General features: G+C 69.8%; 13 protein-coding genes. 10 read left to right on the forward strand and 3 right to left on the reverse strand.

Annotation, left to right across the window (positions count from 1 at the left end):
* Positions 1-35: 35 nt before the first annotated feature.
* From OG819_RS18755 to OG819_RS18765, 3 genes are read left to right on the forward strand one after another with little or no spacing between them, the layout of a single operon-like run.
* Positions 36-884, forward strand: coding sequence for an ABC transporter permease (locus OG819_RS18755; RefSeq protein ID WP_266652733.1), 849 nt, complete (start codon positions 36-38; stop codon positions 882-884).
* A 6-nt stretch (positions 885-890) separates the two neighbouring features.
* Positions 891-1,892: an ATP-binding cassette domain-containing protein gene (locus OG819_RS18760; protein ID WP_266650451.1), complete on the forward strand. Its 1,002-nt coding sequence runs from the start codon at positions 891-893 to the stop codon at positions 1,890-1,892.
* Positions 1,893-1,902: 10 nt separating this feature from the next.
* Positions 1,903-2,808, forward strand: a complete 906-nt coding sequence (locus tag OG819_RS18765; protein WP_266650453.1) for a DUF1707 domain-containing protein — start codon at positions 1,903-1,905, stop codon at positions 2,806-2,808.
* Positions 2,809-3,043: 235 nt separating this feature from the next.
* On the opposite strand, the gene OG819_RS18770 is transcribed toward OG819_RS18765, so the two are convergent.
* Positions 3,044-4,378: an SGNH/GDSL hydrolase family protein gene (locus tag OG819_RS18770; RefSeq protein WP_266650455.1), complete on the reverse strand. Its 1,335-nt coding sequence runs from the start codon at positions 4,376-4,378 to the stop codon at positions 3,044-3,046.
* A gap of 260 nt (positions 4,379-4,638) precedes the next feature.
* Here OG819_RS18770 and OG819_RS18775 point away from each other — a divergent pair, with 260 nt between their 5' ends.
* The 3 genes from OG819_RS18775 (at position 4,639) to OG819_RS18785 (ending at position 8,200) form a co-directional block, all read left to right on the forward strand.
* Positions 4,639-6,006, forward strand: a complete 1,368-nt coding sequence (locus OG819_RS18775) for a DUF445 domain-containing protein (protein WP_266650457.1) — start codon at positions 4,639-4,641, stop codon at positions 6,004-6,006.
* A 94-nt stretch (positions 6,007-6,100) separates the two neighbouring features.
* Positions 6,101-7,597: an MFS transporter gene (locus OG819_RS18780; RefSeq protein ID WP_266650459.1), complete on the forward strand. Its 1,497-nt coding sequence runs from the start codon at positions 6,101-6,103 to the stop codon at positions 7,595-7,597.
* Between the two features lie 90 nt (positions 7,598-7,687).
* Positions 7,688-8,200 carry a hypothetical protein gene (locus OG819_RS18785; protein WP_266650461.1) on the forward strand — a complete coding sequence of 171 codons (513 nt, stop codon included), beginning with the start codon at positions 7,688-7,690 and terminating at the stop codon, positions 8,198-8,200.
* A 59-nt stretch (positions 8,201-8,259) separates the two neighbouring features.
* Here OG819_RS18785 and OG819_RS18790 read toward each other — a convergent pair whose 3' ends face one another.
* Positions 8,260-8,748 carry a DUF2269 family protein gene (locus tag OG819_RS18790; protein ID WP_266650463.1) on the reverse strand — a complete coding sequence of 163 codons (489 nt, stop codon included), beginning with the start codon at positions 8,746-8,748 and terminating at the stop codon, positions 8,260-8,262.
* Between the two features lie 186 nt (positions 8,749-8,934).
* Here OG819_RS18790 and OG819_RS18795 point away from each other — a divergent pair, with 186 nt between their 5' ends.
* Positions 8,935-9,948: a helix-turn-helix domain-containing protein gene (locus OG819_RS18795; RefSeq protein WP_266650465.1), complete on the forward strand. Its 1,014-nt coding sequence runs from the start codon at positions 8,935-8,937 to the stop codon at positions 9,946-9,948.
* Between the two features lie 38 nt (positions 9,949-9,986).
* Here OG819_RS18795 and OG819_RS18800 read toward each other — a convergent pair whose 3' ends face one another.
* Positions 9,987-10,124, reverse strand: a complete 138-nt coding sequence (locus OG819_RS18800) for a hypothetical protein (RefSeq protein ID WP_266652952.1) — start codon at positions 10,122-10,124, stop codon at positions 9,987-9,989.
* A 95-nt stretch (positions 10,125-10,219) separates the two neighbouring features.
* Between OG819_RS18800 and OG819_RS18805 the strand changes: the two genes are divergently transcribed.
* Genes OG819_RS18805 through OG819_RS18815 form a run of 3 tightly spaced genes read left to right on the forward strand, consistent with a single transcriptional unit; the run spans position 10,220 to position 15,575 of the window.
* Positions 10,220-11,674: a site-specific integrase gene (locus OG819_RS18805; protein ID WP_266650467.1), complete on the forward strand. Its 1,455-nt coding sequence runs from the start codon at positions 10,220-10,222 to the stop codon at positions 11,672-11,674.
* Positions 11,674-13,401 (forward strand): hypothetical protein, encoded by a 1,728-nt coding sequence (locus OG819_RS18810; RefSeq protein ID WP_266650469.1) that lies wholly within the window; start codon positions 11,674-11,676, stop codon positions 13,399-13,401. Before OG819_RS18805 ends, OG819_RS18810 begins: the two co-directional genes overlap by 1 nt.
* Positions 13,398-15,575: an integrase gene (locus OG819_RS18815; RefSeq protein WP_266650471.1), complete on the forward strand. Its 2,178-nt coding sequence runs from the start codon at positions 13,398-13,400 to the stop codon at positions 15,573-15,575. The genes OG819_RS18810 and OG819_RS18815 overlap by 4 nt, the downstream gene beginning before the upstream one ends.

A 15,575-nucleotide genomic window follows, 5' to 3' on the forward strand; every position in this document is an offset into this window, starting at 1 on the left:
CGGTCCAGGGTTCGGGGGGGCCGGGCTCGGGGACGCTGGGCTCGGGGACGCTGGGTGCGCGGCAGGGCACGTATGCCCGCGTGCGCGACGGTGTCCGCGCCTATCGGATGATCGCCGCGATGTGGATCCGCTCCACGATGGCCTACCGCGCCTCCTTCGTGATGACCACCTTCGGGAACTTCGCGGCGACCGCCCTCGACTTCGTCGCGGTGCTGCTGATGTTCTCGCGGGTCGACCGGCTCGGCGGCTACAGCCTGCCCGAGGTCGCCTTTCTGTACGGCATCTCGGCCACCTCCTTCGGGATCACGGACCTGGCGGTCGGCTCGATGGACCGGCTCGGGCGCCGGGTGCGCGACGGCACCCTCGACACGCTCCTCGTACGCCCCGTCCCGGTTCTCGCCCAGGTCGCGGCCGACCGCTTCGCGCTGCGCCGCCTCGGCCGGGTCACCCAGGGGCTGCTGGTCCTCGTGTACGCGATGGTCGTACTCGACATCGACTGGACGCCGCTCAGACTGCTCATGGTCCCGCTGATGCTGCTGTGCGGCGCCGCCGTCTTCGCGGCCGTGTTCGTGGCGGGCGGGGCCTTCCAGTTCGTCGCGCAGGACGCCTCCGAGGTGCAGAACTCCTTCACGTACGGCGGCACCACGCTCCTGCAGTACCCGCCGACCGTCTTCGCCAAGGACTTGGTGCGTGGGGTCACCTACGTGCTCCCGCTGGCTTTCGTGAACTGGCTGCCCGGGCTGTACGTGCTGGGCCGGCCCTATCCGCTCGACCTGCCGACCTGGGTCGCCTTCACCCCGCCCCTGGTCGCGGCGGGCTGCTGCGCGCTGGCGGGGGTCGCGTGGCGGGCGGGACTTCGTTCCTATCGCAGCACGGGGAGTTGAACCGACATGGAAACAGGCCTGATGACGGACCCGGTCAGGGATCCGGTGGGCGATTTCATCGAACTCGAGGGCGTCGAGAAGGTCTTCGACGTCCGCAAGAAGACCGGCTTCCTGCGCAGCGAACGGCGCCAGGTACGGGCCGTGGACTCCCTCTCCTTCACCGTGGCACGCGGTGAGATGGTCGGCTACATCGGCCCGAACGGCGCGGGCAAGTCGACGACCATCAAGATGCTCACCGGCATCCTCACCCCGAGCGCCGGCCGGCTGCGGGTGGCGGGCATCGACCCGTCCCGCGAGCGGACCCGGCTCGCGCAGCGCATCGGGGTCGTCTTCGGGCAGCGTACGACCCTGTGGTGGGACCTGCCGCTGATCGACTCCTACCGGCTGATGCGCCGCATGTACCGGATCCCGGACGCCCGTTACCGCGAGAACCTCGACCGCTGCGTCGAACTCCTGGACTTGGAAGCCCTGTTGGACGTCCCGGTGCGCCAGCTCTCGCTGGGCCAGCGGATGCGCGGCGACATCGCGGCGGCGCTGCTGCACGACCCCGAGGTCCTCTACCTGGACGAACCCACCATCGGCCTCGATGTGATCAGCAAGGCCAAGGTCCGTTCCTTCCTGCGGGACCTGAACGCCGAGCGCGGTGCGACGGTGCTGCTGACCACGCACGACCTCACCGACATCGAGCAGTTGTGCCGGCGGGTGATGGTCATCGACCACGGACGGCTGATGTACGACGGTCCGCTGACCGGGCTGCACGAGGTGGGGGAGAGCGAGCGGACCCTCGTGGTCGATCTGGAGCGGGAACTCCCGCCGATCGAGGTGGACTCGGCGCGGGTGGTGAAGGTGGAGGGGCCCCGGCAGTGGCTCGCCTTTCCCGCGTCGGCGTCGGCGGCCGAGCTGGTGGCGCGGATCGCGGCCGAGTTTCCCCTGGTGGACCTCTCGGTGCGGGAGCCGGACATCGAGGCGGTCATCAGCCGCATGTACGCGGAGAAGGCTCTCTCGTAGGGTGAGTCCCATGACCGAGGATGTGCCTTCCAGGGGAAGCGACGACCAGCGACCGACGCCGCCGGACCCCGGAACCCCGGGCTTGGAGCTCCGGGCCTCCGACGCCGATCGTGAACGGGTCGCCGAACAGCTGCGGGACGCCCTCGCGGAGGGCCGCCTCGACATGGAGGAGTTCGAGGAGCGGCTGGAAGCGGCGTTCAAGGCGCGGACGTACAGGGAGTTGGCGCCGCTCACCCGTGATCTGCCGGGCGCGCACGCCGCGGCTCCGGTCTCCATGGTCAAGCAGCCTGAGGAGAGCGGGAGTTGGGCAGGGCGGATCGTCGGTGGCGAGGGTTCGTCCTCGTGGGGCGTGGCGATCCTGTCGGGCTTCGAGCGCAAGGGCCGCTGGACGGTGCCGGGGCGCTTCAACTCCTTCGCCTTCATGGGCGGTGGCGAGATCGACCTGCGCGAGGCGAACTTCGCGGACCGTGAGGTCGTCATCAACTGTGTCGCCGTCATGGGCGGCATGAACGTCATCGTGCCGCCCGGCGTCGAGGTCGTCGTCCGCGGGATCGGCATCATGGGCGGCTTCGACCACCGCGAGGAGGGCCGGTCCGGGGACCCGGGCGCCCCGCGCGTGATCATCACGGGCTTCGCCTTCTGGGGCGGCGTCGGCGTGGAGCGCAAGCTGACCCGTGCCGAGCGGCTGCGCCTGAAGGAGGAGCGCCGCCAGGAGAAGCTGGAGCGCAAGAGCGCCCGCAAGGAACTGGAGGGTTCCCGGCGGGACGGCCTCGGTGACATGTTCGACGCTCTCGACGATGCCCAGGACCTCATCCGCGAACGCCACGAGGAACGCAGGGAGCGCCAGGAGGAGCGCAGGGAACGGCACCGGGAGCGCCGGGAGGAGCGGCATCGGCGGAGGCACGGCGGCTACTAGGGCGTGTTTCGAAAGTCCCGTCTGGTCCGCGGCGCCTGGCACGGCGCCTCGCCGCGTTGTCGGGATCGTCCGCGTACGCCCAGTACGCGGACGACCCTCCGCCTTGCGATGCTCCCCCACTGCCTCAAAGGCGTGGGAGGTGCCCCCAGCACCAGACGCCGCGGACCCCGCCCTTCGGGCGGACGACGCTACTTTCGAAACACGCCCTAGTTTCCGGCTGAGTGGAGCGCCCGGTTCACAGCTCCGCAGGTGTCGCCCCCTTCAGATCCTCGAGCTCGAACACCTCCGCCATCCGCTCGTACCCCTTGTCACTGGGGTGCAGATGGTCCCCGGAGTCGTAGTCGGCCCGCAGTCGCCGCGGATCGTAGGGATCCCGCAACGCCTCGTCGAAGTCGACGACGGCGTCGTACACCTTCCCCGCCCGGATCTCCGCGTTGACGGCCCGGCGCACGGCGTCACGCGTGCGTGAGTACCCGCGGTGCCCGCCGAAGGGCATCAGCGTGGCCCCGACGACCCGCAGGCCGCGCGCGTGCGCCCGCCGCACCATCTCCCGCAGTCCGTCGGTGACGGCCACCGGATCGGCCTGGCCCTGGCCCCGCAGGATGTCGTTGACGCCGAGGTCGATGACGACGGCCTTGACGTTCGTACGGTCGAGCACGTCGCGCTCGAGACGGTTCAGCCCGCTCGGGTTGTCTGCGGGCCGGCCGAGCCCTTCGGCCAGGACCTGGTTGCCGCTGATGCCCTGGTTGACGACGCTGTAGCGAGGTACGTCTCCGGAGCCGGCCGCGGTGCGCAGCCGGTCGGCGAGGATGTCCGTCCAGCGGTGGTTGGCGCCCTCCGTGGAGGTGATGCCGTCGGTGATCGAGTCGCCCAGGGCGACGACGGTGCCGACGGATTCGTCGCTCAGTACGTCGAGCGCGGTGAGGTAGCGCCAGTGCGGGGTCTGCTCGGTGTACGCGGTGGCGGTCACGTCCTCGGTGCGGTCGCCCTGGGCGGCGTAGGAGATCTGCCGTGCGTGCGGGTGGTAGGTGACCGGGCCGGACGGGGTCGGGGAGTACGTGGTCACGAGGACGTCGGAGTCGCGCGGGACGCGGACGCGCACGGCGTCGCTCATGATCTGCTGCCCGGGCGGGACGATCACGGTGGTGCTGCCGGAGAAGGTGAGGCGGCGCATGGTGTCGGCCACCGCCGCCGCGTCGTTCTCGGCCGCGGCGACGGCGATCGAGGCGTGCGTGATGTTCAGCGGCTGCTGCCCGTAGAGGTTGGACAGGGTGATGCGGGCCTCGGTGCCGCCGACGTCCGTGTGCACGATGTTGCGCACGGAGCGGCCCGCCATGCCGTTCGTCTCGGTGCCGGGCTCGGCCGCGGCGGGGGAGGCCGACCAGGTGCCGACCCAGGTGCCCGCGGAGGCGGGGGCGGCCGAGTCGCGCGGGGCGCGGTTGTCGGCGGTGGCGTTGCGGGTGCCGCCCGTGCCGTGGTCGGCGGCGACACCCACGTATATGGCTCCGGACGTGGCCACGATCATGGCGATGACGGCGGCCAGCAGGGCATAACCATGACGCTTGGTCATGCGGTGCGTGTCTCCTCGGGCGAGGGGAGCCCGAGGCTCCGATGTGATGATCACATGATGCGGTACGGGGTGGGGAGGAAATCGACGGGCCCCTACCGTGGCCTCGAACGACCCTGAGATGTCCCGGAGACGGCCCCAGGATTCCCCTGAGTTCCCCCCGCCCGAACAGACGCAGGGAACTCCTGTTCCGTTCCGGGAGTCGGTCAGGAAGGGACAATGTGTACGGAGCCCTCGGACGGCTCGGCGAACGGGTGGAGTGAATGGAACGAACAGAACCGGAAGACGCGGGCGCCGAAGGGCGGCACGCCCTGCCCGGCGCCCCCGGCAACCGCACGACGACCGCCCCCGGCCCGCCGAACCGCGCGATGACCTCGTTCAGCCCCGCCGACGAGGAGAAGCGCCGCGGCGTCCGCCAGATGAAACTGACGGCCACCGGCCTGCTGCTCTTCGTCGCCCTCGTCTACGTCCTCGCGAAATGGGCGTCCCACGAGGGCGCGGGCGTCTGGGCCGGTTACGTCGCGGCGGCCGCCGAGGCCGGTATGGTCGGCGCGCTCGCCGACTGGTTCGCGGTCACGGCCCTCTTCCGTCACCCGCTCGGCCTGCCCATCCCGCACACCGCGATCATCCCCACCAAGAAGGACCAGCTGGGCGTCTCGCTCGGCGAGTTCGTGGGCGAGAACTTCCTCTCCTCCGACGTCGTACGACAGCGTCTGCGCGCCGTGGGCATCGGCAGCCGCCTCGGTGCCTGGCTCACCGAGCCGGAGCACGCCGACCGGGTGACCGCCGAGCTCGCCGCCGCGCTCAGAGGTGCCCTGACCGTGCTGCGCGACTCCGACGTGCAGGCGGTGGTCGGGGAGGCGATCACCCGCCGCGCCGACGCCCAGGAGATCGCGCCCGGCATAGGGAAGATGCTGGAGAAGATCGTCGCGGACGGCGGCCACAAGCGGTTCGTGGACCTGATCTGCGTCCGCGCCCATGACTGGCTGGTGTTCCACGACGAGCAGGTCATGGACGCGATCCAGGGCGGCGCGCCCGGCTGGACCCCGCGCTTCGTCGACAAGAAGGTCGGCGAGCGGGTCTACAAGGAGCTGCTGCGCTTCGTCACCGAGATGCGCGACGCCCCCTCCCATCCGGCCCGCGGCGCCCTCGACCGGTTCCTCACCGACTTCGCCTCCGACCTCCAGTCCGACACCGACACCCGCGCGCGCGTGGAGCGCCTGAAGGGTGAGGTGCTCGGCCGCGGTGAGGTCCAGGACCTGATCGCCTCCGCCTGGACGGCCGTACGGTCCATGATCGTGTCCGCCGCCGAGGACGAGCGCAGTGAGCTGCGGCTGCGCGTGCGGGCCTCGCTGCTCTCGCTGGGCGCCCGCATGGCCACCGATGCCAAGCTCCAGGCGAAGGTCGACGGGTGGGTCGAGGGCGCGGCGGTGTACGTCGTGACGACTTACCAGACGGAGATCACCTCCCTCATCACTGACACCGTGGCCGGCTGGGACGCCGAGCACACGACCAGGAAGATCGAGGCCCACATCGGCCGTGACCTGCAGTTCATCCGGATCAACGGCACGGTGGTGGGTTCGTTGGCCGGGTTGCTGATCTATACGGTGTCGCGGATCGTGGGGGCGTAGATCCCTCTCGGGAGGGCGTGGCCGCACTCGGGCGGGCGTAGGCCGAGCTCCGGAGGGAACCCGGGCAGGTGTCGCCCGACCAGGAGGGAGCCCCATGTCCACCGTTGAGGAAAAGGGTCGGGGGGAAGGCCGGGGCCAAGCCGGGGGCCGGGTCACCACCGCCGTGCCCGCCCGTCTCGACCGCCTCCCGTGGTCGCGCTGGCACCGGACCGTGGTGATCGGCCTCGGCACGGTGTGGATCCTCGACGGACTGGAAGTCACGATCGTCGGCAACATCGCCGGACGCCTCTCCGAGCCCGGCAGCGGCCTGCCGATCACCTCCGCGCAGGTCACCGGCACCGCGGCCGCCATCTACGTGGCCGGCGCGTGCGTCGGGGCGCTGTTCTTCGGCCGCCTCACCGACCGCTTCGGCCGCAGGAAACTGTTCATGGTCACCCTGGCGGTCTACCTCGGGGCCACGGCCCTGACCGCCGTCTCCTTCGAGCCCTGGTGGTTCTTCACCTTCCGCTTCCTCACGGGCTTCGGCATTGGCGGCGAGTACGCGGCCATCAACTCCGCGATCGACGAGCTGATCCCCTCCTACTACCGCGGCCGGGTCGACCTGATCATCAACGGCAGCTTCTGGCTGGGCGCGATCGGCGGCTCCCTGCTGTCGATCGTCGCGCTGGACACCGCCCTCTTCCCGGCGAACATCGGCTGGCGGCTGACCTTCGCCCTTGGTGTGGTCCTCGGTCTGGTCATCCTCCTCGTACGCCGCAGTGTCCCGGAGAGCCCACGGTGGCTGCTGATCCACGGCCGGCAGGAGGAGGCCGAACGGGTGGTGGCCTCGGTGGAGGAACGGGTCCGCGCGGAGCTCGGCGGCCGCGAACTGCCGCCCCCCGCCGGGGAGATCACCATCCGCCAGCGCAAGAGCATCGGCTTCCGCGCCATCGCCCGCACGGTCCTCGGGACCTACCGCAAGCGCGCCGCGCTCGGCCTCTCCCTCTTCATCGGCCAGGCGTTCCTCTACAACGCGATCACCTTCGGCTTCGGCGCGATCCTGACGAAGTTCTACGACGTCCCGACGGGCGCCACCGGCTACTACTTCGCCGTGATCGCGTTCGGCAACTTCCTCGGCCCGCTGCTGCTCGGCAAGTTCTTCGACACGGTGGGCCGCCGCCCGATGATCTCGTCGACGTACCTGCTCTCCGGGCTGCTGCTGTTCGGCACGGCCTGGCTCTTCGGCCGGGGCTCGCTGAGCGCGGTGACCCTGACGGCCTGCTGGTGCGTGGCCCTCTTCTTCGCCTCGGCGGGCGCGTCGAGCGCCTACCTCACCGTCTCCGAGATCTTCCCGATGGAGACCCGCGCGATGGCCATCGCCTTCTTCTACGCCATCGGCACGGCGGCCGGCGGTATCAGCGGACCGCTGCTCTTCGCGGACCTCACCCAGTCCGGCGTGGTCGGCAACACCGTGCTGGCCTTCCAGATCGGCGCGGGCCTGATGTGCGCGGCCGGCCTGGTCGCCGCGTTCCTGGCGGTGAAGGCCGAACGGCGCTCGCTGGAGGACATCGCGACCCCGCTGTCGGCGGTGGCACCCGCCGACTCCGCCTGAGCACGGGAGGATGAGTGCGGGAACGTGAGTACGGGAACCTGAGTACGAGTACTCTGTCGGCCCGCCGCCCGGACGGGAACCCTCGTACGCATGATCGAGAAGCTGTTAGGCCCTCTGCGAACGCGCCCCTGGCCGGAACGCTGGCTGACGCGCGTGCTCGGCGCCGCCCTCTCCGGCGCGGCGTACCTCCTCTGCCTCCCCTGGGATCTGCGCAACCGCCCCGGGACGAAGGGGTCGGTCACCGAGACGACCTCGGTGACCGTCCTCGGCGTCGTCCTCCTCGGCGTGGCCCTGCTGCTCCTGGCCGCCTACCTCGGCCGCCGGGACGCGCTGGCCTGGCCCCTGCTACTGGTGGCGGGACCGCCGGCCGCACTGATGTACCTGTCCTTCCACTCCCACCCGGAGCCCCCGGACGCGACGGTCTGGCCGCTCACCTGGGCGTTCTTCACCCTGGTGGTCGCGGCGGGGGTACTGATCGCGACGGCGGTGGCGAGGCGGTACCGGGCGGCGGACTGGGCGAAGTCCTCGGACGTGGGGGACTTCTGGGACACCGGGGACTGCTGGGACTCACGGGCCGCGGAAGTGACGGTTTACGGGCCGTAGAAGTGACGGTTTACGGGCCGTAGACGTACGCCTGTCCCCGCAGAAGCCGGATCCCAGGGCTAAGCACCCGTGGTGGACCCCGGTCGGACGATCATCAGGACCGTGACGGTGGCCCACAGGAGGTTGAAGAGCCCGGTGGACATGGCGAGCCGGCCGGTGGCCCGACGAGCCGCCTCGCCCGCACCGCTGTTTCCTATGGTTCCTATGTTTCCTATGCCTTCCATGAGCGCGGTCTGCCGGGGCAGGACCAGCGCGGCGAGGACGACGGCGGCCAGGGTCGTCAGCGCGATCGAGACGATCAGCCAGGTGTCGCCGAGCACGCCCATGTTCTTGGCCGTGGCGAACCCGAACACGGGCACGGCGACGCCGACTGTCGCGTACACACGGCAGATGCCGTGCAGCACCCGGACGGTGGAGAGGACCTGGGCGTCCCCGGGCTCGGCGAGCGCCTTGCGCACACTGGGCGGGAACATGCTGGCGGCGACGGTGACGGGCCCGACGGCGACGATCGCGGCGAGGACGTGCACGGCGAGGAGGAACTTGTTCACGGGCCGACGCTAGGGGCGCGCGCGATCACACGGAAGCGGCACTTCTGCCACGACCCAACGGATTCTCGCCACGATACTCACCAGGGCTGCGACGCCGCGATTCCGCGGAGCCGGGCACGGCCGTACGAGGCCATACAGCCACAGACCCCCCTTGGCTGCAATCCGTCGTATGCCTACGCTTTGGTCATGCACACCGTGACCGTACTGGCGCTCGACCAGGTCATCCCGTTCGACCTCTCCGCCCCGATCGACACCTTCGGCCGGGCCCGGCTGCCGGACGGCCGAGAGCCCTACCGGATCCGGGTCTGCTCGCCCACGGCGGACGAGGAGGTGAGCGCGGGCCCGTTCACGATCCGCGCCCCCTACGGCCTGGAGGCGCTCGCCGAGGCCGACACGATCATCCTGCCCGGCGTCGCCGACCCGACCGCCCCGCTCCCGCCCGGCGTGAAGGAGGCACTGCGCGCGGCGGCCGCGAACGGCACCCGGATCGCCTCGATCTGCGTCGGCGCCTTCCTCTTCGCCGCCACCGGCCTGCTGGACGGACTGCGCGCCACCACCCACTGGGTCGCGGCCGCGGACCTGGCGGCCAGGTACCCCGCCGTGACCGTCGACCCGAACGTCCTCTACGTCGACAACGGCCAGTTCCTCACCTCGGCGGGCGCGGCCGCGGCCCTCGACATGTGCCTGCACATGATCCGCAACGACCACGGTTCGGCGGTCGCCGCGCACGCGGCCCGGATGTCGGTCATGCCCCTCGAACGGGAGGGCGGCCAGGCCCAGTTCATCATCCACGACCAGCCCCCGGTACCGGCGGGCACCACGATGGAGCCCCTCCTCGGCTGGCTGGAGGAGAACGCGGACCGCGAGCTGACCCTGGAGGACATCGCCGCCCACGCCGGCATGAGCACCCGTACGCTCAACCGCCGCTTCCGCGAACAGACCGGCACCACACCGCTCCAGTGGCTGCACCGCGCCCGTGTCCGCCGCGCCCAGTACTTGCTGGAGACGACCGCGTACCCGGTCGAACGCATCGCGGCCCAGGCGGGGTTCGGCTCACCGACGGCGTTCCGGGAGCGGTTCAAGCGGGTGGTGGGGACGAGCCCGTACGCGTACCGCCGCGCGTTCCAGAGCACGGAACCAACTCCGGTCCCGGGCCCGGTCCCACTCCCGGAGTCCATGTCCGCCGCCGCGGCCTCGTAGGCCTCAGGCCCTCGGACGCCGAGGGGCTCTGTGCTTGCTCAGGACCGCCGGTCGGCCACGGCCCACGAGGCGAGGGCCACGGCCCCGGCGACACCGAACACGGAGGGCCAGGCCCCCACCTTCTTGGCCAGCGGGTGGGACCCGGCGAAGGCGGCGACGTACGCGACGGAAGTCACTGCTTAACGAGTGTGTCCCTTTCTGAAGGATCGACGTAGAGGCGAAATTGGAAGTGTGTTGCAGTTAGTTGTGTCGGATATCTAGGCTCCGACACATGAGGTGGATCAGCTTCTCTGCAACGGGGTGGGAGTCCTGGGACTTGACTCGCCGCCCTCTCATACGGGACCAGATGCCGGTCCTGATCGACGACGACCTGCTCTTCGAGGATGGGCCTGGCTCTCCGCGGCCCACGGTGCACGTGAACCGGTGGCTGCGCGAGATGCCGCTCAACGGAGCTCCGTCCGTGCGAACTTGGGAGAACAACGCCGGCTGTCTGTGCGAGTGGATGAAGTACCTCAAGGGCTGCGGTGTCCACCTGTTTGATGAACGAGAGGTTCTCCGGGCGGCGTTGAGCATGTACGCCCAGTACCGGCTGGCCGGCGAGCTGGAGAACCGGTGGGACCACACCACGTGGAACCTGCACATGGGGATGCTGTCGCATTTCTACCGGTGGGCTCAGGACGAGGGGCTGACCACGGCGGTGCCGTTCACCTACCGGATAGGCAAGCGGATGGCCCACGGTGTCCTGGTCGAGGTGGAACGCAATCTCGCCAAGCTGCGCACACCGCGGCCACACACGACGATCAAGCATCTGGAGCGGGACTTCGCCGATCTGTTCGTGTACGCCCTGGAGGGGCTGGGGCCTGACGGTGAACCGGATACCCGCTACCGGAGGGTTCGGGAGGGAGCCCGGAACTCGTCGGTGGCCGGGCTGGTGCTCTCCAGCGGCCTTCGGAGCAAGGAGTTCACGCACCTGACGATCTACGAGGTGCCGCCGCTGCCGCCGCGCCCGACGACGCTGCCGGTCCTGTTTCCGCTCGCGCGGGCGATCACGAAGGGCGAGAAGGACCGTACGACGTGGGTCCACTACGAGCGGCTGGCCGCGATGCACCAGTACATCGAGTTGGACCGGGCAGCGTCGGCGGAGGGCTTCAAATGGCGGCCGCCGTCGAAGCTGGGCCCGCCGCTGCTCGTGGAGGAACCCGACTGGGAAGGCGCCCACTTCAACGGGGTACGCAGGTCATGGAAGAAGCTGCGGCCGGCCGAGCGGTTGCGGCTGGTGACGCCGGAGGGCCAGTCGCCGCTGGTGGCGCTGCAGTCCACAGGTGAACCGTTCGTGGACTGGGCGACGGTGTTCCGTCGGACCTCGGCGCGTATCCGCGAGCGGTACGAGCCGCGGTTCCCGACGGTGGCTCCGCACCGGCTGCGGCATTCCATGGCCATGCACACCCTTGAAGGGCTGATGACGGGCTACTACCAGCGCGCCGCCGCGCTGGTGACCGAGACTGGTGACGACGCCGCGATGGCCCTCTACCTGCTGAAACACGAGCCGATGCTGATCCTGCGGGACCTGCTGGGTCACTGGAGTGTCACCTCCACGGAGCTTTACATCGCTCGACTGGACGTCACCCGGATCTTCCGCGACGCCTACAAGGACACGGCGGTCGGCGCCGATCTGGCCGCTGCCGCCGAAGTGGCAGCCGAGTTCGACGATGAGGATGACGACTGATGCCCGCGACTGTCATGCACGAGCCGCTGGCCGTGCGTTTCTTCCTCGCCGACGGCAGCGAGTGGACCGCCCGGTTGGCGGGGCTGCCCAACCAGCAGCTCGCGGAAGATCTCGCTCAGGGACTGGCTGCGAATGCCCATCCGCACGGCGAGATCAAGGCGAAGCGAACCGCGTCCACCTACGCAGTGGCCGTGCGACAGATGGTGAAGAAGCTGAGCGAGGCGGGGTTCACCGGGCCGGCCTCCGAACTGACTCGCGCCGTGCTGATGCGGTACTGGATGGCCAGCTCGCACGGCCGGGAGCGCGACACCCGCAGGCTGTTGAAGGGGTACGACGCGGTAACGGGCGGTCTGCGTCCGGAGGTTCGCGCCTACCTGGAGGGCGGGCAGGTGCAGGCCAGGCCCCGCTACCGGCCCAATCAGGCCTACACCGACAGCGAGTGGGAGCGGCTGGAGGCGACCTTCCGTGGCGTCGTCGATGACAGCTGGAAGCGTCACAAGCGGATCCTGGCACTGGCGAAGACGGGCACCGATCCCAAAACGAGTGGGCTCAGTCGCGAAGAGGACGTCGCCTGGCTGATGCTGCGGGATGGCCCGTTGTCCTACGAGAACGGCTACCTCACCTATCTGGGCATAGAGTCGTGGGGACCGGGGGACGGCGCGTATCGAGTGGTACGTCAGGTCCGCGAGGACCTGTTCCCGACCCGGACGGTCCAGATCTCCTACGCGCTGCTGTTCGGGATCTACTCCGGGATCGTGCCGGATGGCATCAACGACCTGGGCCTGGAGGACGTGGACTGGGCCGGTGACGCGACAATCCTGCTGAGCTACTTCAAGGGCCGTACGTCGCGGGAGAGTGCGAACATCCCGAAACAGGCCGTGCGCCTCCTGGAGCGGTGGCTGGAGTACTCCGCGGTGCTGCGGCAGTTCGCGCCGGACAGGTTCCGGGACGCGCTGTGGATTTCGAGTGCCCCCGAGGTCGCGGAGCGGGTGGTCGGGCCGCCGACCAGTGGCGAGGCCCAGCGCCGCGTGCTGCGGCGGCTGGATCTGCTGGACGATGCGGGGCAGAGGTTCGGGGTCCACCGCGGCCGGATCCGCGCGACCTATGAGGAACGTCTGGCCAGACGCGGGTGGACGGGCCGGGCCACCATCGACCCGAATCACACCCCTCGCACGGAGGGCGACCACTACGTCACCCCGACCACCCCGGCCCAGCTGGACGCGGTGGAGTCGATCATCGAGGACGGGCAGGGCGACATCCTGCGCAAGGCACTGCCGCCGGTCGTCCTGACGAGCGAGGCCGCCGCCGAGTTCGCCGAGGGCTTCCCCGACGAAGTAGGGCGGCTCGGACTGGATACGGCGGCCATCGCCGAGCTGGTCGGCGGTAAGAGGGACGTGTTCACTGCGGCCTGTGCCGACCAGCTGGCCGGCGTCCATGGTCCCGCCGGGCAGCCGTGTCCAGCGAGGCCCTGGGTGTGCCTGCTGTGTCCGCTGGCGGTGTTCCTGCCGCGTCACGCCGGGAATCTGCTGCGGCTCAAGGCCTTCTTCGCCCGGCAGTTCCGGCAGATGCCGACCGAGCAGTTCATCCGGACCTTCGGCCCGTACTCCGACCGCCTGACCCACCAGATCCTGCCCAAGCTCTCCGACGAGGCGAAGGCCAAGGGCGAACTCGAAGTCGCCGACGACGACACCGATCTTCCGCTCCGCCCCGAGGAGGCCACCGCATGATGCACCGTCCCGCCCCCGCCTACCCGTACCCCCTGCGGACCGTCTCGGTCTTCGCCGGGGCCGACGTCTGTGACGTAGCCGGGCTCAGACTGGCCCCGGGGGCAGAACGGCCGCTGTTCGAGTACGACCGGTGGGTGCTCTCGGGCCTGCTGGACGCCCATCGAATGATGAGCGACCACGAACACATCTGGGACTTCGCCGAGATCATCAACCCGTCGTGGCGGGTGGTGGCCAAGGAGGTGCTGCTGGCGTTGCTCGCCCCGCAGCACGAGTCGGTACTTCAGTGCGCGCTCGCGATCCGGTCGGTCCGCAGCCCGCGGACCTGCTTCCGGTTCCTGCAGCGGCTAACCGAGTGGTTCAACTGGCTGACCAGGCAAGGAGTGACCCGCCTGGAGGACGTCCCCCAGGAGATGTGCGAGTACTACCTGGAAGAGCGCTCCTGGAGCGTTCCCGTCCCCGGCAAGCCGCGACGTCGGCTGGAGCCGAAGACGACGCATGAGATCGTCCGGGTCATGCAACTTCTCGCTCTGTACGGCGAGTTGCTGTCCACCGACCGATACGCCGCCCGGTTCGCGCCGTGGGAGGGCATGACGTCCGCACAGGTCGTCGGCCGGCTGTCCGACGAAGGGAACCGCACTCATCCGGTTCCCGACTCCCTGCTCCAGCCGCTGCTGGCCACCTGTATCTACCTGGTCGACGTGATCGGTCCCCACCTCGCGGACCTGCTCGATGAGGTACGGGCCGATACCGCGGTCGCACAGACACTGCCCAACCTCACCCTGGACCGTCTCCCCGAACTACGGCAGGTCATCGAGGAGATGAGAGCCAGCGGTGAGCCGCTGCCAGCCATCGCCCAGAATCAGGCGGTCCGACGTGCCCTCCGCTGCGGCGACGGCCCGCTCAGCGAGCTGTCCTGGAGCTCACTGGCCCATAAGATCGGCGCCCACCGCTTCAGCGATGCCGCCTACCACGCCGTCACGCCGTTGCTGGAAGAGGTAGCGGGCGAGATGGGATTCCAGGAACCGTGGGCACGGCAGGCGGCCCCGGTCGCGCGGCTCGACGATGGCGCACTGGTCCCGTGGACCGGCCCAGTGGCCGTGGACGACATCCGGATCCTGACGGACTACGTGGTCACGGCCTGCCTGGTGCTGACGTGCGCGCTCAGTGGCATGCGGACCAGCGAGTTGCTGGAGATCGAGACGGGCTGCCGCCACTCGGCGGCCACCCCGGGCGGCGGCAGACGGTTCCGACTGGCGGGACGGCTGATCAAGAACCAGAAGTTCGGCGGGGTGCCGGACGAATGGGTAGTCATCGAGCAGGTCGACCGTGCCGTCGCCCTCGCCGAGCGGTTGACCAGCCGGCCGAAGGGGGAAGCACTGTTCGGCTCCATCGGCCTCACCGACCGGGTGACAAATCTCCGCAACTGGCTGGAGCGGACGGGCTACCAAGAACACTGGGGGCTTCCGAAGATCCCCAACGGGCCGTCCAACGCCCGGATGCTGCGCCGCACGCTGGCCCTGTCGATCGCCGAACGGCCGGGCGGCCTGCTGGCGGCGAAGGTTGGGCTTAAACACATCTCTGTGGCCACAACGGAAGGCTATGCCGCCCGCCCCGGCGGGTCCCAGCGGCTGTTCCACTCCGAGATGCGGCAGGCCGAGGAGGCCCATCACGTGCGGCTGACGGTCGAGGCATTCCGGGAAGTCCAGGCAGGCATTATGCCTGCCGGACCGGGTGCGAGGGGCCTGATCGACGCGTTCAGGCACGTGGACGCCGAGCTCAAGGACGCGGCCCGCACTGACCCGAAGGTCCTCCAGGACGACCGGCACCTGGAGAGTCTGCTGCGCAAGCAGGCGAAGACGCTGCACGTCGGCCCGGCGAACTTCTGCTGGTTCCGCGATCCGTCCAAGGCTCTGTGCCTTCGGCTGGCCGGCACCCCGGGCGCCAAGCGGCCCCTGGTGGGGATGTGCGACTCGGCCCGCTGTCCGCAGGCCACCCACCATCGCCGCCACCGGTCCGTCTGGCTGGGCCAGATCGCCACGATCGAGACCTTCGTGGAGAGCCCTCGCGTCGCCAAGGGCGAGAAGATGCGGCTCATCCCCGAACGCGACCGCGCTCAGCGGGTCGTCGCCGAGATCGATGCCGCCGCTCCGGCGGCACGCGTTGGAGAGGACTGA

Origin of the sequence: Streptomyces sp. NBC_01549 (genome assembly GCF_026339955.1) — a bacterium.
Taxonomy (GTDB): Bacteria; Actinomycetota; Actinomycetes; order Streptomycetales; family Streptomycetaceae; genus Streptomyces.